Source organism: Nonomuraea phyllanthi (assembly GCF_006334985.2).
In the GTDB taxonomy this organism is placed as follows: Bacteria; Actinomycetota; Actinomycetes; order Streptosporangiales; family Streptosporangiaceae; genus Nonomuraea; species Nonomuraea phyllanthi.
In genome coordinates this window covers 499,504-520,093 of the sequence record NZ_VDLX02000002.1, presented here as the reverse complement: position 1 = coordinate 520,093, position 20,590 = coordinate 499,504, and the positions used below count along the sequence as shown (strand labels likewise).

The window sequence follows — 20,590 nt, the reverse complement described above, 5'->3', positions numbered from 1 at the left end:
CCCGTCGAATAGAGCCATGCGACGTTGAGGTTACCGTGATTTTCCCGTTATGTGGATGCCGGATTTCCGGCACTTCGGCCTCCTGACACGCCGATCTTCTCCACAATGACCGTCAAGGAGCTCGATGGTCCCGGTCAGGAGGCGCCCTTCACGGATTTGATCAACAACTGCGCGACGTCCACGACTTCGAGCGATTCCTTGGCCTCGCCGTTGTTCTTCTTCTCGTTGATCGCGTCGCCCAGCATCACCATGCAGAACGGGCACGCGGTTGAGACGGTGTCGGGATCGGTGGTCAGGGCCTCGTCCACGCGCTCGGTGTTGATGCGCTTGCCGATGCGCTCCTCCATCCACATGCGGGCGCCGCCGGCGCCGCAGCAGAAGCCGCGGTCCTTGTGGCGGTGCATCTCCTGCGTCGTGACGCCGGGCACCTTCGCCATGATGTCGCGCGGCTGGGAGTAGACCTTGTTGTGGCGGCCGAGGAAGCACGGGTCGTGGTAGGTGATCTTCTCCTCGATCGGCGTGATCGGCGTGAGCAGGCCCTCGTCCACCAGCTTCGACAGCAGCTGCGTGTGGTGCACGACCTCGTACGTGCCTCCGAGCTGCGGATATTCGTTGGCCAGGGTGTTGAAGCAGTGGGGGCAGGTGGCGACGATCTTCTTGACGCCGGCCTCGTTGAGCGTCTCGATGTTCTGCTGCGCCAGCATGTTGAACAGGTATTCCATGCCCAGGCGGCGGGCCGGGTCGCCGGTGCACGCCTCCATCGGGCCGAGCACCGCGAACTTCACGCCCGCGATGTGCAGCAGCTCCGCCACGGCCCTGGTGGTCTTCTTGGCGCGGTCCTCCAGCGCGCCCGCGCAGCCCACCCAGAACAGGTACTCGGCGTCCTCGGGCATCTTGTCCTCGACGACGTCCACCTCGAAGTCGAGTTCCTGGATCCAGTCGGCCCGCTTCATCTCGGACATGCCCCACGGGTTGCCCTTGTTCTCCAGGTTCTTCACCATCACCCCCGCCTCGGACGGGAACGACGACTCCACCATCACCTGGTAGCGGCGCATGTCGAGGATGTGGTCGATGTGCTCGATGTCCACGGGGCACTGCTCGACGCAGGCGCCGCAGTTGGTGCACGACCAGAGCACGTCCGGGTGGATCACGCCCTCCTCGCCGACCAGCGGCTTCTCCAGCAGCGCGAGCACGTCGGTGTCCTTGTGCTCGACGCCCTGCTGGGCCGCCAGCAGGTACGGGGCCACCTGGAAGGCGTGGTCGCGCTGGTCGATGATGAGCATCTTCGGCGAGAGCGGCTTGTCGGTGTTCCACGCCGGGCACTGCGACTGGCAGCGGCCGCACTCCGTACAGGAGTAGAAGTCGAGGAAGCCCTTCCACGTGGTGTCGGCGATGGTGCCGCGCCCGAGCTTCTCCGGGTCGAGGTCCTCGTCCTCGAAGTCGACCGGCTTGCCCGCCACCCGCATCTCCGGCGCGCCGCCGAGGCCGTCGGGGCGGCGCGAGAAGAGCACGTTGAGCGGGGCGGTGAAGATGTGCAGGTGCTTGGAGTTCACCACGATGACCAGGAACACCAGCATGAAGCCGATGTGCAGGAGCAGCGCGATCTCCTCCAGCAGCGAACCGGCCGGCAGCACGTCGCCCAGCGCGAGCGAGACGAAGGCGCCGGAGGAGTAGGGGAAGTTGCCGTTGGCGGCCGCCGCGCCGCGCGCGAGGAAGAGCGTCCAGATGATGTTGAAGATCATGAACAGGACGAGCCACGCGCCGCCCAGGTGCGAACCGGAGAAGCGGGAGTCGCGGCCGAGCGTCTTGGGGGAGTTCCTGACCCGGATCACGGCGAACACGACCAGGCCGACGAGGCACGCGACCGCGATGAAGTCCTGCAGGAAGCCCAGCACGCCCCAGCTGCCGATCAGCGGGATGCGGAAGTCCGGCCGGCCGGTGATCGCGCCCTGGATGATCGCGCCGTACGCCTCCAGGTAGACGGTCAGCAGGATGAAGAACGCCCACATGACGAAGAAGTGCGCGGTGCCGGAGGCCGTCCACTTCAGCAGCTTCTTCTGCCCGAACACCTCGACGAGCTGCGCCTTCACCTCGTCGGCGGCGTGCGCCTTGGCGTACTCGATCCGCTCTGGCGCGGGCGGTCCCACGGTGGCGAGCCTGGCCAGGAACCGCACCCTGCGGCCGGCGACGGCCACCGCGAGGACGGTCATCACTAGTCCGATGATGGCTACCCAGAGCACGGGGTCCTCCCACAGACGACGTTGGCTGTCAGCGTACGGTCACCCGCCAAGCAGGCCTCTCCCGGAAATCCTACCCGTGGGTAATATTTCCGGAATACGGGACATACCCTATGGTCATCGCAGTATGCAGAACAATGCTCTAGCCGGAGAAGTACCTCTGAATAGTCGGCGCGAGCACCTCCACCAGCTCGTCGTGAGTGGCGCTGGCCAGGGGCTCCAGCTTGAGGACGTAACGCCCCATGATCACGCCGAACATCTGCGCGAACGCCGCCTCGATCCGCAGGTGCGGCACCTCCAGCCGGTCGGCCACCTGGTGGAGCAGCGCGTTGGAGATGAACTCGCGGAACATCGCGACCGCCTGCTCGTTGGTCACGGCCGAGCGGATCATGGCCACCATCGGCTCGCGGGTCTCCGGCGTGGCGGTGACCTGAAGGATCATGCGGACTAGCCGCTCGCCGAGGTCCTCCCGCGGGCCTTCCAGCAGCAGCGGGATGACGGCCTCAGGAGTGATCGGCAGCCGCATGGCCGCCGCGAAGATGCCCTCCTTGGTGTCGAAATAGTGGTGCACGAGAGCCGGGTCGACCTTGGCCTCCCTGGCGATGCCGCGCACGGTCGCCTTGTCGAACCCCTTCTCGGCGAACACCTTCTTGGCCGCGGCGAGAATCTCCCCGCGCGTGTCGGCCGACCCGGGCCTGCGCCCCGGCCTGCGCTTGTCCGTCACCGCCCCACCGCCAGGTAGACCCGCATCGGCACCGACAGCACGCCCTCGGGGAACTCCGCGCGCAGCTCCACCCGCTGCCGCTCGACCAGCTCGTCGGCCGCCTCGGGGTCGAGGGCCGCCATGTAGGAGTGGGAGCGCAGGTCGAGCAGGAAGTCCTCGATGCCGACCAGCCGCGTCCAGGGGACCCAGCGCTCCTCGACCACCTCGAACGCCGCGGCGATGGGCGGCACCGCCCACTGCTCGACCGCCGGGCCGTAGTAGGCGGGCACCGCCTCCGCCAGGCGGGCCTCGTACGCGGCCAGCCAGCCGGCCTGGGCGGCGTGGTGGAGGTTCCAGCAGCCGGCGATCGCCCCTCCCGGGCGCAGCACCCGCCTGGCCTCGGCGATCGACGCCACCGGGTCGAGCCAGTGCCACGACTGCGCGTACGTCACCAGATCGGCCAGGCCGCTTGCCAGCGGCAACGCGTTCCCGTCGGCCAGCACGGCCCCCACGGGCGGTGGCCCGCTCCGCTGCCGGTCCACCGGCGAGCCGTTGCGGGGCCGGTCGGTGGGCAGGCCGCTCTGGAAGCTCTCGGCGGGCGGGGCGCTCTCCGTGCGCGAGACCAGGCGGGCCAGCATCTCCGCGCCGGGGTCGACCGCGATCACGCGGGCGCCGCGCGCCCGCAGCGCGCGCGTCATGATGCCGGTGCCCGCGCCCACGTCCACCACCGTGGCGCCGTCGAGGCCGACGCCGGACACCTCACTCAACGCGCGGAACAGCTCGTCGGGATAGCCCGGCCTGCCCGCGTCGTACGCGTCGGCCACCCGGTCGAAGATCCTGCCCAGATCCTTGATCGGCCCCATGTTCACGAGGAGGCCGCCAGATGGAGCCGGGCGAAGGCGAGCCCCTCCGCCAGGTCGTCGATCCGCTCGGTGCGGCTCGCCGCCTTGCGCGTGTTGACCTCCAGCACCACCAGCCCCGAGTAGCCGTTGCCCGCCAGGCGCTCCAGCATCTGGGCGCACGGCTGGTTGCCCCTTCCGGGCACCAGGTGCTCGTCCTTGTTGGTCACGCCGAGCCCGTCGGCCAGGTGCACGTGGGCCAGCCGGTCACCGAGCTTGGAGGCCATCTCCATGGCGTCGGAGCCCGACACCGCCGTGTGCGACAGGTCCAGCGTGACCTGCGGGAAGTCGTAGTCGATCGGGTTCCAGTCGGGCGAGTAGGGCACCACGTCGTTGCCCCTGGCCCTGAGCGGGAACATGTTCTCGACCGCGAACGTGACATGGGTCTCGTCACGCATCCTGGCCAGGCCGGTCTCGAACTCCCTGGCGTAATCGCGCTGCCAGCGGAACGGCGGATGGACCACGACCGTCGACGCCCCCAGGCGTTCGGCCGCCTTGCGGGCCTTGACCAGCTTGGCCCAGGGGTCGCGGCCCCAGACCCGCTGGGTGACCAGCAGGCACGGCGCGTGGATGGCCAGGACGGGAACGCCGTAATGGTCGGAGAGCCGCTCGATCACGTCGATGTCCTGGCTCACCGGGTCGGCGCCCACCATGATCTCCACGCCGTCGTAGCCGAGGCGCGCGGCCAGTTCGAACGCGTCGGGAGTGCGTTCTGGATATACCGAGGCGGTGGACAATGCGATCTTCGCATTGGGCACGCGGATGACGTCAGCCACGCTGCCAGCCTAAGCCGGTGGAGCCGTTCTGGCGCGAAAGGCCCGGTGGCGAGCTGTGTCCTGGGGTCTTCCCATGGCCGGCGGTGCCCCTACCGTTAGGGCATGCCACGGATAGCGAAGGGCGCCATACCCAGCCCGAACATCTGGAACACGCCCCAGATCTACGAGCTGGAGAACCGCGCCGTCGATCCCGAGGGCGCGGCGGACGCGGCGATGCGCGCCCTGCGGCCCTGGGACGGCGGCACGGTGCTCGACATCGGCTGCGGCACCGGCTACCACCTGCCGGGGCTGGCCACGACGGCGTCCTCGGTGATCGGCGTGGAGCCGCACAGCGACCTCGCCCTGCTGGCCAGGCGCCGCTGCGCCGGGCTGGCCAACGTGACCGTGCACGCCGCGGCGGCCCAGGACCTGCCGGTGCCCGACGCGAGCGTGGACGTGGCCGTCGCGCGCTGGGCGTACTTCTTCGGTCCCGGCTGCGAGCCGGGGCTGAAAGAGCTGTCCCGCGTCGTACGGCGCGGCGGCGCGGCCTTCGTGCTGGACCTCGACGCCACGCGGGGGCCGTTCGGCCGCTGGTTCTCGCGGACCGTGCCGACGTACTCGGCCGGGGAGGTCGAGTCGTTCTGGGTGCGCCAGGGCTGGCAGCGGCGGCCGCTCGACCTCAGGATGGCCTTCGAGCGGCGGTCCGACCTGGAGGCGGTGCTGCGCATCGAGTTCGCGCCCGAGGTGGCCGAGCAGGCCATCGCCGAGACGTCCGGGCTGGAGCTCTTCTACCCGAACGTGCTGCGCTGGCGGCACTATTGAGGGCTTGACATTGACGTCGGTGTCAACGTTTACCGTGGAGGCATGCGCATCGGAGAGCTGGCGGAACGCACCGGAGTGAGCACCCGCTCGCTCCGCTACTACGAGCAGCACGGCCTGCTCCGCGCCCGCCGCACGGCCAACGGCTACCGCGAGTACGGCGAGGACGACGTCCGGCTGGTGTCCGAGATCCGGGCACTGCTCAAGATCGGATTCTCGCTGGAGGACACGCGGCCGTTCGTCGACTGCCTGCGCCGGGGGCACAGCACGGGCGGCTCGTGCGCCGAGTCGGTCGAGGTGTACGAGCGCAAGCTCACCGAGATCGACGAGGAGATCCGCGTCCTGCTGGCGCGCCGCGCCGAGGTGGCATCCCAGCTCGCGCAGTCCTGCCCAGGTTGCTTCGTAAGGGGATAACAATGATCAAGCTGACCACGGACAACTTCGACGAGCAGGTGCTCAAGAGCGACAAGCCGGTGCTGGTCGACTTCTGGGCCGAGTGGTGCGGTCCGTGCCGCATGGTGGCGCCGGTGCTCGACCAGATCGAGGCCGAGCACGGGCTGGCCATCGGCAAGCTCAACACGGACGAGAACCCCGAGATCATGGCGCGTTACGGCGTGATGGGCATCCCGACGCTGCTGCTGTTCGAGAACGGCGAGCCGGTCAAGCGGGTCGTGGGGGCCAAGCCCAAGCGCATGCTGGTCTCCGAGCTCGGCCTGGAGTAGCCGGCGGAGTTCCTGGAGTAGCCGGCGGAGTACGTCGGCGCGGGCGGCCGCTCCGCTCGGCGATCGCCGCAGCGGGCGGCCGGTCCGCTCGGCGATTGTCGGCGCGGGCCGCTAGCCTGCTCCGCATGGCCAAGACAGCCCAGAAGCCCGGATACCGCTGCGCCGAGTGCGGCTGGCGCACCACGAAATGGGTGGGCCGGTGCGGCGAGTGCCAGGCGTGGGGCACGGTCGACGAGGAGGGCGCCCGCGCCGGCGTCAACGTCGTGCAGGCGGGCGCCACCACCGCGCCCGCGGTGCCGATCGGGCAGGTCAAGGCCGAGGTGGCGACCGCCCGCACGACCGGCGTCGGCGAGCTCGACCGGGTGCTCGGCGGCGGCCTGGTGCCCGGGGCGGTGGTGCTGCTGGCGGGCGAGCCGGGCATCGGCAAGTCCACGCTGCTGCTGGAGGCCGCGGCCCGCATCGCCGAGCGCGAGACCGTCCTCTATGTCACGGGCGAGGAGTCGGCGGCCCAGGTGCGGCTGCGGGCCGACCGCATCGGCGCGATCCGCGACCACCTCTACCTCGCCGCCGAGACCGAGCTGTCCGCCCTGGTGTCCCATGTGGAGAAGGTCCAGCCCAGGATGCTCGTGGTCGACTCGGTGCAGACGGTCGGCTCCGCGCAGGCCACCGGCGTGCCGGGCGGGGTGACGCAGGTGCGCGAGGTGGCGGCCAACCTGGTCCGCCTGGCCAAGGAGCGCAACATGGCCACCGTGCTGGTCGGCCACGTCACCAAGGAGGGCTCGATCGCGGGCCCGCGCACGCTGGAGCACCTGGTCGACGTCGTGCTCAACTTCGAGGGCGACCGCCACTCCAGGCTGCGCATGGTGCGCGCGATCAAAAACCGGTTCGGCCCCACCGACGAGGTCGGCTGCTTCGACCTGCACGAGCGGGGCATCGAGGGCATCACCGACCCGAGCGGCCTGTTCGTCTCCCGGCGCAGCGAGCCGGTGCCCGGCACCTGCGTCACCGTCACCGTCGAGGGCACCCGCCCGCTGCCCGCCGAGGTCCAGGCCCTGGTCGCCCGCACGGAGGCGCAGCAGCCCAGGCGCACCTCGTCCGGCCTCGACACCTACCGCGTCCAGATGATCCTCGCCGTCCTGGAGCGCCGGCTCAACGCCCGGCTGGGCGGCTGCGACGTGTTCACCGCCACCGTGGGCGGCATCAAGCTCGCCGACCCGGCCGTCGACCTGTCGGTCATGCTGGCCGTCGCCAGCGCCGCCGGCGACAAGCCGCTGCCCTCCGGGCTGGTGGCGCTCGGCGAGGTGGGCCTGGCGGGCGAGCTGCGCCCGGTCAAGGACGTGCGCAGGAGGCTGACGGAGGCCGCCAGGCTCGGTTTCAAGCGGGCTCTGGTGCCCGCGGGATCCCTGGAGGAGGGCGGGCGACGGCGTAACGGGCAGCGAGCCCTGGTGCCCGTGGGGCCGGTGGCGTTCGCGCCCGGCTTCGAGGTCGTGCAGGCGGAGAACGTCTGGGACGCACTAACACACGTCACATAGCGCGGCTAAGCTGAGCGTGACCGATCGACACGGGGGTCATGTGGATAGGAGTCTGGACGACCGCCGTCGCGAAGCCCTGGCCTCGGTGGCTCCGGGCACGCCTCTGCGCGACGGCCTGGAGCGGATCCTGCGCGGGCAGACCGGCGGGTTGATCGTGCTCGGCTACAACAGGGTCGTCGAAGAGGTCTGCAGCGGCGGTTTCGAGCTCGACGTCGACTTCTCCGCCACCCGGCTGCGCGAGCTGGCCAAGATGGACGGCGCGATCGTCCTGAGCGACGACCACAAGATCGTGCGCGCCGCCGTGCACCTCGTGCCCGACCCCGCCATCCCCACCGACGAGTCCGGCACCCGCCACCGCACGGCCCAGCGCGTGGCCAGGCAGACGGGCCTGCCGATCATCGCCATCAGCAAGTCGATGCGCATCATCGCCCTCTACCTCGACGGCATCCGCTACGTCCTGGAGGAGTCGGCGGCCATCCTGTCCAAGGCCAACCAGGCCCTGGCCACCCTCGAGCGCTACAAACACCGCCTCGACGAGGTCTCGGGCACCCTGTCCGCCCTGGAGATCGAGGATCTCGTCACCGTCAGAGACGTCTCCGCGGTCGCCCAGCGGCTGGAGATGGTCCGCAGGATCGCCGACGAGATCAAGGGCTACGTGGTCGAGCTGGGCACCGACGGCCGCCTGCTGTCCCTGCAGCTGGACGAGCTGGTGGCCGGGGTCGACTCCGAGCGGGAGCTGGTCGTGCGCGACTACCTCCCCGCCCCCTCGGGCCGCCGTCAGCGGCGCCTGGTCGACGCCATGCACGACCTCGACAAGCTGTCGGGCGGCGAGCTGCTCGACCTCGCGACCGTCGCCCACGTGCTGGGCCACAACGGCACCGACAAGCTCGACAGCCCGGTCAGCCCGCGGGGCTTCCGCCTGCTGGCCAAGGTGCCCCGGCTGCCGGCCACGGTGGTCGACCGCCTGGTCAACCACTTCGGCGGGCTGCAGAAGCTGCTGGCGGCCAGCATCGACGACCTCCAGGCGGTGGGCGGGGTCGGCGAGTCGCGCGCCCGCAGCGTCCGCGAGGGCCTCTCCCGCCTCGCCGAGTCCTCGATCCTCGAACGGTACGTCTAGCCCCGGGGATGTAGAGAACGGCGGAGCGGCACCGACTCCTTCATGAAGGCGACCCCGGACGGGCATGGAGGAGCGGGACATGCGCAAGATCATTCACTGGGTGCACACGTCGGTCGACGGCCACATCGACGGGCCGCAGGGCGAGTTCGACTGGCCGGTGATGGGTGAGGAGCTCTCGGCGTACTCCGAGGCCCTCAGCGAGCGGGCCGACACCCTCCTCTACGGGCGCGGCGTGTGGCAGGGCATGGTGAGCTTCTGGCCCACCGCCGAGTCGGTCTCCGACCATCCGCACGTCCTGGCGTACGCGCCGATCTGGCGCGGCACCCCGAAGATCGTCGTCTCGACCACCGCCGAGGAGTCGGAGTGGGCCGCCGCGATCATCAGGAAGGACGTCGCGGAGGAGATCGCCGCGCTCAAGCGGCGGCCCGGCAAGGACATCCTGCTGACCGGCGGCTCCCGCCTGGCCGCCACGCTCACCGAGCACGGCCTGATCGACGAGTACCACATCGCCGTGCACCCGGTCGTGCTGGGCGGCGGCAAGCCCCTGTTCCGGCCGCGGGCGGACCGGCTCGGCCTGCGGCTCGCGGAGTCGCGCACCTGCGACTCGAACGTCGTGGTGACGCGCTACGACCGCGCCTGACCGCCCGGCTCCCGGGTGGGTCAGCGCAGGTGGAACACGCCCTTGGGCGTGCGCATGTCGCCCATGCGGGCCGTGACCACGTACGTTCCCGGCAGCGCGGAGGCCGGCGTGGACCGGCAGTCGGTGCTGGAGCGGCGCCGGTCCCATTCCAGGGTCCTGACGAAGGGGACGCCCCGCTGCAACTCCCTGACGTCCGTGCCCTCGCCGCTGACGCAGTCGGCCGTGGACCAGATGCGATCGGCCCCCGAGGTGATGCGGATCTCCAGGGCGCGCGGCCCGACATCGGCCGTGCACATGACGGAGCCGGTGTTCACCAGCGTCACCATGAACGTGGGCCGGGCCCCCGCCGAGTAGATCTGCTCCTTGCCGGCCTGGAGGCTGAGCACCAGATCGCCCTGCGCGCAGGGCTCGCCGGGGCGCTTGGGGCGCGCCGCCGGAGTGGCCTTGGGGCTGGCGGACGGGGTGGGAGACGGGCTGGCCGTGCCCATGGCGAGCGTACGGAGCCCTGCCAGCAGCGGATCGACGGTGGGGGTGGCGCTCGGTGACGTCTCCGCGCTGGACGCGCGCTCCGGCCCGCTGCCCCCGCTGGAGCACGCCCACGCCACGACGGCCACCACGACGAGTACCGCCACCAGCACGCTCATCCGGCGCCGCCAGTAGACGTCCCCGCCGTCGCCACGCACAGTATCCGGATCCATACGTGACAGGATGGTTCCAGCCGCGGCTACGAAGAGTGACGACACGCCGAAGGCCGCATTCTCCGAATACGCTTGACCGCGTGGTTGAGCCGAACCTCCTGCACGCCCCCGTTCTGGACTGGTACGAGGACAACGCCCGAGACCTCCCGTGGCGCGCCGACGACGCGACCCCGTGGGGCGTGCTCGTGAGCGAGATCATGCTCCAGCAGACCCCGGTCGTCCGTGTCCTGCCCGTCTGGCACGAATGGATGGCCCGCTGGCCCACCCCCAAGGCGCTGGCCGCCGAGCCGCCGGGCGAGGCCGTACGCCACTGGGGGCGCCTCGGCTACCCGCGCAGGGCGCTGCGGCTGCACGCCTGCGCGCGGGCCATCACCGACGAGCACGGCGGCGAGGTGCCCGCCGACCACGCGACGCTGCTGGGGCTGCCCGGCATCGGCGAGTACACCGCCGCCGCGGTCGCCAGCTTCGCGTACGGCGGTCGGCACGCCGTCCTGGACACCAATGTCCGGCGGGTCTTCGCGAGGGCCGTACGCGCCGAGGAGTACCCTCCTACGGCCACCTCAGTGGCCGAGCGCCGCCTCGCCGAGACGCTCCTGCCCGAACTGGGCGCCGCCCGCTGGGGCGTTGCGGTGATGGAGCTGGGGGCGCTCGTCTGCACCGCCCGCGCCCCGCGCTGCGCCGACTGCCCGATCAGCCACCTGTGCGCGTGGCGGCTGGCCGGCAAGCCGCCGCACGCCGGGCCCGCGCGCAAGGGCCAGACGTACGCCGGCACCGACCGCCAGTGCCGCGGTCGCCTGCTGGAGGTGCTGCGGACGGCGCACGGGCCGGTTCCCAAGGCGGCCCTGGACGCGGTGTGGGACGACGCGCCGCAACGCGAGCGCGCCCTGGACGGCCTGATCGCCGACGGCCTGGCCGAACACCTGGCCGACGGCACCTACCGCCTCCCCCACGCCTGACCCCAGGTCTGCGCACGCCTCCCCTCACGCCCTGACCCCCAGGACTGCGCAAACCTCCCTCACGCCTGACGCCCCAGGTCCGCGCACACCTCCCCAAGCCCTGTCCACCGGGTCGTTGTGACCACGGCCGACCGGCCACCCGGCGCCCGCGACGGGGCTCTCTACCGGACCCACGGCGGCACGGTGCGTTCCGTGCCCTTGGGGGCCAGGTCGCAGGCGTCCGGCGCGGACACCCCGCCGGGGTTGTAGGCCGTCGCCCCTGGGGCCGCGACCACGATCGACACGAAGCCGCGTACCGGATCGGCGAACATCTGGCGGCTCACGTCCGCGGGCAGCACCATGGTGTCCCCCGCACCGACCTCGACCCGTTCCCCGCCCAGCTCCACGACGGCGGCCCCGTCGAGCCAGGTCCACACGAGCTCGGCGTCGAACGCGTGCACCGGCCCGACCATGCCCGGCCTGGCGTCCACCCGCCACACCGCCTGCCCCGCCTCACCCTGGGTCGGGGAGGCGAGTGTGGTCATGACGCCGTTGGGCGTCTCGGTCCGGCGAGAGTCTGCGGACAGGATGACAGACATGTGATCTCCTTTCACGCGATCCACGGCGGCACGCCGTAGTCGGCACCGTCCGCGGACATCGCCCTTGCCCCGGCCGGGGCCGTGACGACGGCGGTGTAACCGGTGGCCGGGTCGGCCAGGACCCGCCGCACCGTACGGGCGGGCATGACGACGGTGTCGCCCGCGGCCACGCCGTACGTCTCACCGCCCAGCTCCACGGTCGCCGCCCCGGCCACCCAGCACCACACCTGCTCGCGGTCGAAGTCGTGCACCGGCCCTTCGGCGCCGGGCCGGGCGTCCACCCGCCACAGCGCCCGCGCGGCCCCTCCCTGCGTCGGCGAGGCGAAGGTGGTCATGACCCCGCCTGGAGTCTCCGACCGGCGCGCCTCCGCCGAACGTACGACAGTCACGCCCTGAACCTCCTAAGATAGACAATGACGTTGTCCGATATAGTCAACCAGATTGTCCATCATGTCAAGCCAAGGCTTTGAACTGCCGCTACGCCTGCTGCTCGCGTTCAGGATGCTGATCGACGAGCTCCACGCCGAACTCGCCCGGCAGGGCCATCCGCACATGCGGCCCATGCACGGGTTCGTCATGCAGGCGATCGGCCCGGACGGCACCACGGCCGTCGAGCTGGGCCGTACGCTCGGGGTCTCCAAACAGGCGGCGGGCAAGACCGTCGAGGCCCTGGAACGGGTGGGCTACGTCGAGCGGGCCGCCGATCCCCGCGACACGAGACGCAAGATCGTCCGGCTCACCGCGTACGGGATCGACGCCCTGAACCGCTCGGCCCGCATCTTCGACACCCTGCGCGCCCGCTGGGCCGACGAGCTCGGCGAGGAGCGCCTGCTGGCCCTGGAGTCCGACCTGCGCAAGATGACACCGGCGAGCCCCTGGCGCCTGGACATCCCCGGCTGGTTCGGCACCCTCTGAAGCGCCCCGCCCCTGACTCGCCGGCCCAGGCGCTTCGACTCGGACGCGCCGCTACGGCTGTGTGGGCGCGCAAGCGGGGTGACCATGGCGAGCCAGGCAGCCGTGGGCGGTCCATGCAGATGAGGGCCGCCCACACGGCATGCGGGCTTCAGGCGGGTGGAGGCGCGCTCAGGCGGCGAGCTGGAGACCCAGGCTGGTCAGGTTCGTACGGGCCCAGGCCAGCTCATCCGCCAGCAGCGACACGAGCGCGCCAGGCCCCTTGGCCCGCCCCGGCACGGTCAGGTTGTGCGTCTCCACCTCGATGTGCGCGCTGCCGCTCACGGCCCCCGACAGCATCGCCGTGAGCGTGTCGTGCAGCACGGCCCCCGTGCTCGGCGTCTGCCCCGTGTGGCTGTGCACGTGCCCCAGTTTGACCACCGGCGCGCCGGCCTCGGCCAGCCCCTTCAGCGCGGCGCCGGGCTCCTCGGCCCCGCAGGCGAGGTGGCAGGCGTCCAGGCACACGCCCAGGTGCTCGGAGTCGATGCCGCACACCCGCTCAAGGGCCTGCTCCGTCGTCTCCAGCACGCACCCGGGCCACGGCTCGAACCCGACCCGGATGGTCTTGCCGGTCACGCTGTAGATGCCGCGCAGCTCGCGCGCCAGGCGCTCCAGCCTGCGGGTGGCGATCGAGTGGAGGTCGGCGGGCCAGTCGCGGCGCCACCCGATCGGGATCGTCGAGATGCTCCCGAACCGGACGTCCTCCGGCAGCAGGAACGCGAGGATCTTGGCCAGCGCCATGGTGTAGCGGTAGCGCTCGGGCTTGGCCCAGTCGGGGCCGGGCACCTCGTTGTTGCGTCCGCCGGTGCCGTTGAGGCTCACGACCTCGAGGCCGCGCTCCTCCAGGGAGCGGCGCAGGCGTACGAGCTCGATGCGGTCGGCCGTGAGGTGGTCGGCGACGCTCGGCGAGAGCCACAGCCCGATGCCCATCCGCTCCACGCCCAGCCGCTTGCGCACCGGGACCGCGTAGCGGGTCAGGTGGGCGATCAGGTTCTCCAGGTCCTCGGCGGGATGGACACCCGCGTTGTAGGCGAGGTGAACGAGCGTTCCGTCGTCGTGACGCATGCGCATCGGTTTCCTCCACGGCTTGCTCTCGTGTTCCGTCGCCCGCCCCTCGGACGTCCCTGCCTGGTGAGCATGCCTGCTCTGCCATGGGTCGCGCGTCCGCCCTGAGTTGATTCCGCACTACTCCCCGGGGAGCAGCCTCAGCGGAGGGAACGCGCTTGTGACTGGCTTGGATGGGACTCGGCGTAGCTCTACACAGTGTAGTACTACTCGTGGTGGCGGCACACCTGGTATCTCAACAATTACGCAACGACCGCACCACTTTGCGCACCAGGGAGAGACCCGGGGGTCCCGCGGGCCACCGGGAACCCGAGGCCCCCGCATCGGCCGCCGCGGAAGGTCCCGGCCATACGGAAAGCCCCCGTGTGAGAGATCTCACACGGGGGCTTTCGGTGATCCGTCAGCGCTGGATCGGCGCGGCGATCGCGGCGGCCGAGTCGGGGACCTTGGTGGCCGACTCGCCCGTGAAGACGAACGTGGCGTCGTCGCCCTCGCCCTGGGTGGTCACCTTGACGACCTGCCCCGGCCGGAGCTCGCCGTACAGGATCTTCTCCGACAGCGAATCCTCGAGCTCGCGCTGGATCGTCCGGCGCAGCGGCCGAGCGCCCATGACCGGGTCGTAGCCCCGGTCGGCGAGCAGCTGCTTGGCCTCCGGCGAGACGTCGAGCCCCATGTCGCGGTCCTTCAGCCTGGCGTCCACCTGGGCGAGCATCAGATCCACGATCTTGATGATCTCGGCCGGCGTGAGCTGGTGGAAGACCACGATGTCGTCGACGCGGTTGAGGAACTCGGGGCGGAAGTGCTGCTTGAGCTCCTCCTGCACCTTGGACTTCATCCGGTCGTAGTTGGAGTCGGCGTCGTTGGACTTCGCGAACCCGACCCCGATGCCCTTGGAGATGTCACGGGTGCCGAGGTTGGTGGTCATGATGATGACCGTGTTCTTGAAGTCGACCACGCGGCCCTGGGCGTCGGTCAGGCGACCGTCCTCCAGGATCTGCAGCAGCGAGTTGAAGATGTCGGGGTGGGCCTTCTCGATCTCGTCGAACAGGACCACGGAGAACGGCTTGCGCCGCACCTTCTCGGTGAGCTGGCCGCCCTCCTCGTAGCCGACGTAGCCGGGAGGCGAGCCGAACAGCCTGGAGACGGTGTGCTTCTCCATGAACTCGGACATGTCGAGGCTGATCAGAGCGTCTTCGTCGCCGAAGAGGAACTCCGCCAGAGCCTTGGACAGCTCGGTCTTACCGACACCGGAGGGACCGGCGAAGATGAACGAGCCACCGGGACGGCGCGGGTCCTTCAGACCGGCGCGGGTGCGCCGGATGGACCGCGACAGGCCCTTGATGGCGTCGTCCTGGCCGATGATCCGCTTGTGGAGCTCGTCCTCCATGCGGAGCAGGCGCTGCGACTCCTCCTCGGTCAGCTTGAAGACCGGGATGCCGGTGGCGGTGGCCAGGACCTCGGCGATGAGCTCCTGGGTGACCTCGGCCACGACGTCCATGTCGCCGGCCTTCCACTCCTTCTCCCGCCGCTCGCGCTTGAGCTGCAGCTGCTTCTCCTGGTCGCGGAGGGCTGCCGCCTTCTCGAAGTCCTGCGCGTCGATCGCGGACTCCTTGTCGCGGCGGACGTTGGCGATCTTCTCGTCGTATTCGCGCAGGTCCGGCGGAGCGGTCATCCTGCGGATGCGCATCCGGGAGCCGGCCTCGTCGATGAGGTCGATCGCCTTGTCGGGAAGGTAGCGGTCGCTGATGTAGCGGTCGGCCAGCTGCGCGGCGGCCACCAGCGCGTCGTCGGTGATGGACACGCGGTGGTGCGCCTCGTAGCGGTCGCGCAGACCCTTGAGGATCTCGATCGTGTGGCTGAGGGACGGCTCGGCCACCTGGATCGGCTGGAAGCGGCGCTCCAGCGCGGCGTCCTTCTCGAGGTATTTGCGGTATTCGTCGAGCGTGGTGGCACCGATGGTCTGCAGCTCGCCGCGCGCCAGCATGGGCTTGAGAATGCTGGCCGCGTCGATCGCGCCCTCGGCGGCGCCCGCGCCCACGAGCGTGTGCAGCTCGTCGATGAACAGGATGATGTCGCCGCGCGTGCGGATCTCCTTGAGCACCTTCTTCAGGCGCTCTTCGAAGTCGCCGCGGTAGCGGGAGCCGGCGACCAGGGCGCCGAGGTCAAGCGTGTAGAGCTGCTTGTCCTTCAGCGTCTCGGGCACCTCGCCCCTGACGATCTTCTGGGACAGGCCCTCGACGACGGCGGTCTTGCCGACGCCGGGCTCGCCGATGAGAACGGGGTTGTTCTTGGTCCTCCTGGAGAGGACCTGCATGACCCGCTCGATCTCCTTCTCGCGGCCGATGACCGGGTCAAGCTTGCCCTCGCGGGCCGCCTGGGTCAGGTTGCGGCCGAACTGGTCGAGCACCAGGGAGGTCGACGGGGCCGACTCCTGCGGGCCGCCCGCGGCGGCCGGCTCCTTGCCCTGGTAGCCGTGGAGCAACTGGATGACCTGCTGCCTGACACGGTTGAGATCTGCTCCAAGCTTGACCAGCACCTGGGCGGCCACACCCTCACCCTCACGGATGAGCCCGAGCAGGATGTGCTCGGTGCCGATGTAGTTGTGGCCCAGCTGCAAGGCCTCACGGAGCGACAGCTCGAGGACCTTCTTGGCCCGCGGGGTGAACGGAATGTGCCCCGACGGAGCCGACTGGCCCTGGCCGATGATCTCCTCGACCTGCTGGCGCACACCCTCAAGGCTGATGCCGAGGCTCTCCAGAGCCTTGGCGGCCACGCCCTCACCTTCATGGATCAAGCCAAGAAGAATGTGCTCAGTGCCGATGTAGTTGTGGTTGAGCATCCTGGCCTCTTCTTGGGCCAAGACGACAACCCGCCTCGCTCGGTCGGTGAACCTCTCGAACATCTCGTCGCTCCTCACAGAGCGGTCAGTCAGGCCGGTAAATCCGTCCCGTCATCCCGCATGCTAGCCCTGGCTCGGCGAACCGCGCCCTCTGCCGCTGACACGCTCTATACCAAGAGACGTTCCCCAAGAGCAGGGCGTTCACCCTCCATCCAACTACTGATCGGGGGTGACGTGTTCCCGATACGCCGCAAGCGAACGATGTTTAAGGCGCTTCACGGAAGCACCGGAAAAGCCCCTCGCGACGCATGCGGATCCACGCGGATCGGCCACCGGACGCGCCGGGGCTTGAGTCGGCGTTGGGGACCGCCCCTTCGCCCGCACATCTCAGATGCCGCGTCCGTATCGGTACCTAATCATCCTATGTACGGGCGGCCCTGCCTCCAAACGGTCGCGCTACGCCGTGAGCACAACGAGACGCGCCCCCGTACGGCACGGGAATCCCGGCATCTGGTCAGGCTGGTTACCGACTTCATCTCGCATCATGAGACCACACCGGCCCTACGCGCCGCATTCGCGACACTTCTCCGCACTCCAGATGGGGCGTCATTGTGCGTACATGCCGGGCGAACAAGGGTTTGTGCGAGGGGGCGCGGGTCGAGAGGTTTTACCCGGCTCCCGGGACGGCGCCTCGGCGCCGGTATTGCGGGCCCCCACCGCCCCCGGTTTACTTACCGTAGCCGCCCTGGTTTACGTCCGGGAAGATCACCCGGTATAGCGAGGCGAGGCCTGGAGATCGCCTTCCGGCTATACAGCGCCGGGATTTACGGGGCTGGCGCGTTCCATGAGCGCGTGCCGCCCGCCGCCGGGAGCCCGCGTTGAATGGGCTATGACCGCCGCCCGCCTTTCGGCGCGCAGCACGGGGCGTAACCACATATGCGGGCGCCCGCCCGGCGAAACCGTACCGGCATCGGACGGTTCGCACGAGCAAAACGCCCGCATATGTACGCAACGAAGATCGGTATCCGGGCACCCGGCATTCGAGAACGGTGCCCAGATACGATCATGCGCTTATGGCGGTCGCCGGGGTCCTAGGCGAACGGCATAAGCGCATGGTCGATGACCGGCTCGCTCAGTGAGCCCGCTCGTACTGCTCGACGACCGTGGAGGCGATCCGCCCGCGCTCGCTGACCGGCAGGCCATGGGCCTTGGCCCACTGCCGGATCTCCGAGCTCTTCTCGCGGCTCATTGCCCTGGTGCCACCGCGACCACGGCGGCGCGTGGAGACCGCACCCGCCCTGCGCGCGTGCTGCACGAAAGGCGTGAGAGCGTCCCTCAGCTTCTTCGCGTTAAGGTCGCTGAGGTCAATCTCATAGGACGAGCCGTCAATAGCGAAGCTGACCGTCTCATTGGCCTCGCCCCCATCGAGGTCATCGATGAGAATCTCCTGGATCTGCTTGGCCATGTACGCAATCCTTTCGCGGAGCATTGTTTCATTCGCCTGCCCAAACATATACCCGGAAAGGCGCGGAGACAATTCAGCGCTGCGGGGATTCGGCTGACTGGTCGATCAGTTCTGGCCCCCCGGCCTGATCCTCACGGTTTCGCCGGCCGCCAAGGGCCTCCGACCGGACCAACTTCACTGCGCCATAGATGAAGGCGCCGCCCACCACCACCGGGGGGATGAGCGCTGACAATACGTCTGTTAGGGCTTCCATTCGTCCTCGCCTCCACGGCTAGCGGGGTTTGGGGGGCGCATTATGCGGATGGGAGCGCGTCCAGGAGGAGCGCCAAGCCCTCGTGACACGCAAGGTGACCTGTCATCCGCTCGACCATGTCACCCTCAGACCATAGCGGCGCGCAGTTGCCCTTCGCGTCGCGGGGGGCGCCGACGTCCGGCGACCTGGACGCCCCATAGCCTAATGCCAGTCTCTCCAGAGTCCTTACCGGATCATGAGAAATTTTTGAAATTGGCACGCTGCCTGTGCGGACAGGTCAGCGAAGATCTTTTACGACACGCGTTCCCGCCAGCCTGTCGTGCGGCCCGCGCTCCAGGGGCTTGTCCATCAGGATGAGCAAGCCCACGCAGAAGAGGAGCATTCCGGCGAGCAGATTGACGACGGGAATGCCCATCAGCATGAGCGGCCCCGGATAGACCAGCGAGCGTTTGAGCAGCGCTACCGAGCCGGAACCGCCCGGCGCCAGGCGAATCCCCATGATCGCCTTCCCGAACGTCCTGCCGCGACGGTAATGGGCGCGCCAGTCGTAGAGCGTATAAGCCAGTCCGGCGGCCAGCCATGCCAACACACCCGGCAGCCGGCCGTCGAACACCTCCAACATCCCGACAGTTCGGAAGATCGTCCACAGCGCGATGAACAGAATGTAATAGAACACCCCGAAGACAAGCGCTTCAATCAGCCGGGCGGCGAGCCGTTCCCACCATTCCGCGGGCGGCGCGTCCGCCAACGACGGCGACCCGGCCATAACCCCACCTCGCCTCATCGGCGGCTCAGGACCCCATTTTGGTACGCCCCCCGTACACAAAACAGAGGCCGGCGCGAAGCCGGCCCCTGCTTTTACTCGACGTGCTGAACTACTTGATCTTCACGACCACGGTGCCCGAGAGCTTGTCCGCGAACGTCTGCTGCAGCGGCTTGTCCCAGAGCTGCGAGGCGCCGTTGAGGCCCACGGCCACGTAGCCGAGCAGCGAGCCGATGAAGCCGATCGGGATGGCCGTCAGGATCCAGCCGCCCCACGTGATGCCCGCGCGCTTGAGCGCCGCGTCGGTCGGCAGGCCCTTCGGCGGCATGCCCTGCCCCACCGGGACGACCTTGATGCCCATGATCATCTTGCCGACGGTCTGGCCGTTCGCCTTCAGCAGGAAGAAGTCGTAGGCGACCCACAATATGGTCACGATGACCGACGACAGGATGCCCACGACCACCGTCGAGAACATCCCGCTGCTGCTGCCGTCGAGCGTGACGTAGCTCGCCACGAACAGCGCCGCCATGATGAACCCGACGACGAGGTTGACGATGAAGAGGATGACGCCGTCGATGAGCCTGGCCACCAGGCGCTGCCACCACTCCGCCAGCGGAGCCGGCGCGCCGGGCGGCTGCATGCCCACCGGGCCCGGCTGTCCGTAGGCCTGCCCGTAGCCGGGCTGCCCGTACTGCTGCGGCTGCCCGTAGCCCTGCTGGCCGTACTGCTGGTCGCCGTACTGCTGGCCGTAGCCGGGCTGCGCGTAGCCGGGCTGGGACTGCCCCTGCTGGCCGTACTGCGGCTGCTGGCCGTAGCCCTGCTGCTGCCCGTACTGCTGCTGCTGGCCGTAGTCGGGCTGGCCGTAGCCCTGTTGCTGCTGACCGTAGTCAGGCTGGCCATAGCCCTGCTGCTGCTGGCCGTAGTCAGGCTGGGACTGCGGCTGCTGGCCGTAGCCCGGCTGCGACTGGGGCTGCTGGCCGTACTGCTGGCCCGAAGGCTGCTGCTGGCCGTAACCCTGCTGGCCCTGCTGCCCGTACTGCGGCTGCTGGCCGTAGCCCTGCTGGCCATAGCCCTGCTGCTGGCCGTAGTCGGGCTGCGACTGCGGCTGCTGGCCGTACTGCGGCTGCTGGCCGTAACCCTGCTGGCCCTGCTGCCCGTACTGGGGCTGCTGGCCGTAGCCCTGCTGGCCGTAACCCTGCTGCTGGCCGTAGTCGGGCTGCGACTGGGGCTGCTGGCCGTACTGCTGGCCCGAAGGCTGCTGCTGGCCGTAACCCTGCTGGCCCTGCTGCCCGTACTGCGGCTGCTGGCCGTAGCCCTGCTGCTGGCCGTACTGCGGCTGCTGCCCGTACTGGGGCTGCTGGCCGTATGGGGGCTGCTGCTGCCCGTAGGCATCGTCCGCCCGGTAGCCCACCACAGTCACGTCGGGGTCGGGCTCGCCAGGGTGGCGGCCCGCGTTCTGCTGCCCGTATTCCGGATTGCCAGGCGGAGAGTTCTCGCCGGATTGGTCCTGTGGATACGGCGGCTGTCCGGTGCTCACCGTGTCACCTCGCTTCGAGTGCGCATGTGGCACGTGTCAGGACACATGCCTGTGCTGCCCA

At 69.6% G+C, this 20,590-nt stretch carries 20 protein-coding genes; 8 read left to right on the top strand and 12 right to left on the bottom strand.

The window, feature by feature from the left end:
* Nucleotides 1-134: 134 nt before the first annotated feature.
* The 4 genes from FH608_RS07930 to FH608_RS07915 all read right to left on the bottom strand — a co-directional run bounded on the left by FH608_RS07930 (nucleotide 135) and on the right by FH608_RS07915 (nucleotide 4,615).
* Nucleotides 135-2,240: a (Fe-S)-binding protein gene (locus FH608_RS07930; RefSeq protein ID WP_139629691.1), complete on the bottom strand. Its 2,106-nt coding sequence runs from the start codon at nucleotides 2,238-2,240 to the stop codon at nucleotides 135-137.
* Nucleotides 2,241-2,379: 139 nt separating this feature from the next.
* Nucleotides 2,380-2,961, bottom strand: coding sequence for a TetR/AcrR family transcriptional regulator (locus tag FH608_RS07925; protein WP_139629690.1), 582 nt, complete (start codon nucleotides 2,959-2,961; stop codon nucleotides 2,380-2,382).
* Nucleotides 2,958-3,803, bottom strand: a complete 846-nt coding sequence (locus FH608_RS07920; protein WP_226899130.1) for a class I SAM-dependent methyltransferase — start codon at nucleotides 3,801-3,803, stop codon at nucleotides 2,958-2,960. The genes FH608_RS07925 and FH608_RS07920 overlap by 4 nt, the downstream gene beginning before the upstream one ends.
* A 2-nt stretch (nucleotides 3,804-3,805) precedes the next feature.
* Complete coding sequence (locus FH608_RS07915; protein WP_139629689.1) at nucleotides 3,806-4,615, bottom strand: sugar phosphate isomerase/epimerase family protein; 810 nt, start codon at nucleotides 4,613-4,615, stop codon at nucleotides 3,806-3,808.
* 102 nt (nucleotides 4,616-4,717) lie between these two features.
* On the opposite strand from FH608_RS07915, the gene FH608_RS07910 reads away from it, so the two are divergent.
* The 6 genes from FH608_RS07910 to FH608_RS07885 all read left to right on the top strand — a co-directional run bounded on the left by FH608_RS07910 (nucleotide 4,718) and on the right by FH608_RS07885 (nucleotide 9,424).
* A complete protein-coding gene (locus tag FH608_RS07910; RefSeq protein WP_139629688.1) occupies nucleotides 4,718-5,416 on the top strand; it encodes a class I SAM-dependent methyltransferase in 699 nt (232 codons plus the stop codon).
* A gap of 42 nt (nucleotides 5,417-5,458) precedes the next feature.
* Entirely contained in the window at nucleotides 5,459-5,827 is a 369-nt protein-coding gene (locus FH608_RS07905) for a MerR family transcriptional regulator (protein ID WP_139629687.1), read from the top strand.
* A 2-nt stretch (nucleotides 5,828-5,829) separates the two neighbouring features.
* On the top strand, nucleotides 5,830-6,135 hold the full coding sequence (gene trxA, locus FH608_RS07900) for a thioredoxin (protein WP_139629686.1): 306 nt from the start codon (nucleotides 5,830-5,832) through the stop codon (nucleotides 6,133-6,135).
* Nucleotides 6,136-6,260: 125 nt separating this feature from the next.
* Complete coding sequence (radA, locus tag FH608_RS07895) at nucleotides 6,261-7,667, top strand: DNA repair protein RadA (protein ID WP_139629685.1); 1,407 nt, start codon at nucleotides 6,261-6,263, stop codon at nucleotides 7,665-7,667.
* A 40-nt stretch (nucleotides 7,668-7,707) separates the two neighbouring features.
* The gene (gene disA / locus FH608_RS07890) at nucleotides 7,708-8,784 is read left to right on the top strand and encodes a DNA integrity scanning diadenylate cyclase DisA (RefSeq protein WP_139629684.1); all 1,077 of its coding nucleotides are present in this window, start codon (nucleotides 7,708-7,710) and stop codon (nucleotides 8,782-8,784) included.
* 79 nt (nucleotides 8,785-8,863) lie between these two features.
* Nucleotides 8,864-9,424, top strand: coding sequence for a dihydrofolate reductase family protein (locus FH608_RS07885; RefSeq protein ID WP_139629683.1), 561 nt, complete (start codon nucleotides 8,864-8,866; stop codon nucleotides 9,422-9,424).
* Nucleotides 9,425-9,444: 20 nt separating this feature from the next.
* On the opposite strand, the gene FH608_RS07880 is transcribed toward FH608_RS07885, so the two are convergent.
* Complete coding sequence (locus tag FH608_RS07880) at nucleotides 9,445-10,122, bottom strand: hypothetical protein (RefSeq protein WP_226899129.1); 678 nt, start codon at nucleotides 10,120-10,122, stop codon at nucleotides 9,445-9,447.
* A gap of 80 nt (nucleotides 10,123-10,202) precedes the next feature.
* Between FH608_RS07880 and FH608_RS07875 the strand changes: the two genes are divergently transcribed.
* Nucleotides 10,203-11,078, top strand: a complete 876-nt coding sequence (locus tag FH608_RS07875; protein WP_139629682.1) for an HhH-GPD family protein — start codon at nucleotides 10,203-10,205, stop codon at nucleotides 11,076-11,078.
* Between the two features lie 161 nt (nucleotides 11,079-11,239).
* On the opposite strand, the gene FH608_RS07870 is transcribed toward FH608_RS07875, so the two are convergent.
* Nucleotides 11,240-11,656, bottom strand: a complete 417-nt coding sequence (locus FH608_RS07870; protein WP_193318289.1) for a cupin domain-containing protein — start codon at nucleotides 11,654-11,656, stop codon at nucleotides 11,240-11,242.
* 11 nt (nucleotides 11,657-11,667) lie between these two features.
* A complete protein-coding gene (locus tag FH608_RS07865) occupies nucleotides 11,668-12,045 on the bottom strand; it encodes a cupin domain-containing protein (protein ID WP_139629681.1) in 378 nt (125 codons plus the stop codon).
* A 61-nt stretch (nucleotides 12,046-12,106) separates the two neighbouring features.
* Between FH608_RS07865 and FH608_RS07860 the strand changes: the two genes are divergently transcribed.
* Complete coding sequence (locus FH608_RS07860; RefSeq protein ID WP_139629680.1) at nucleotides 12,107-12,571, top strand: MarR family winged helix-turn-helix transcriptional regulator; 465 nt, start codon at nucleotides 12,107-12,109, stop codon at nucleotides 12,569-12,571.
* A 168-nt stretch (nucleotides 12,572-12,739) separates the two neighbouring features.
* Here the strand turns inward: FH608_RS07860 and FH608_RS07855 are convergent, their stop codons facing one another.
* From FH608_RS07855 to FH608_RS07835, 5 genes are all read right to left on the bottom strand, one after another.
* Nucleotides 12,740-13,678, bottom strand: coding sequence for a sugar phosphate isomerase/epimerase family protein (locus tag FH608_RS07855; protein WP_139629679.1), 939 nt, complete (start codon nucleotides 13,676-13,678; stop codon nucleotides 12,740-12,742).
* Between the two features lie 394 nt (nucleotides 13,679-14,072).
* Entirely contained in the window at nucleotides 14,073-16,574 is a 2,502-nt protein-coding gene (locus tag FH608_RS07850; protein WP_139629678.1) for an ATP-dependent Clp protease ATP-binding subunit, read from the bottom strand.
* A 1,069-nt stretch (nucleotides 16,575-17,643) separates the two neighbouring features.
* Nucleotides 17,644-17,976 (bottom strand): histone-like nucleoid-structuring protein Lsr2, encoded by a 333-nt coding sequence (locus FH608_RS07845; protein ID WP_139629677.1) that lies wholly within the window; start codon nucleotides 17,974-17,976, stop codon nucleotides 17,644-17,646.
* 530 nt (nucleotides 17,977-18,506) lie between these two features.
* Nucleotides 18,507-18,995, bottom strand: a complete 489-nt coding sequence (locus FH608_RS07840) for an RDD family protein (RefSeq protein ID WP_193318288.1) — start codon at nucleotides 18,993-18,995, stop codon at nucleotides 18,507-18,509.
* 109 nt (nucleotides 18,996-19,104) lie between these two features.
* Nucleotides 19,105-20,529 carry an RDD family protein gene (locus FH608_RS07835; protein ID WP_139629675.1) on the bottom strand — a complete coding sequence of 475 codons (1,425 nt, stop codon included), beginning with the start codon at nucleotides 20,527-20,529 and terminating at the stop codon, nucleotides 19,105-19,107.
* Nucleotides 20,530-20,590 lie beyond the last annotated feature (61 nt).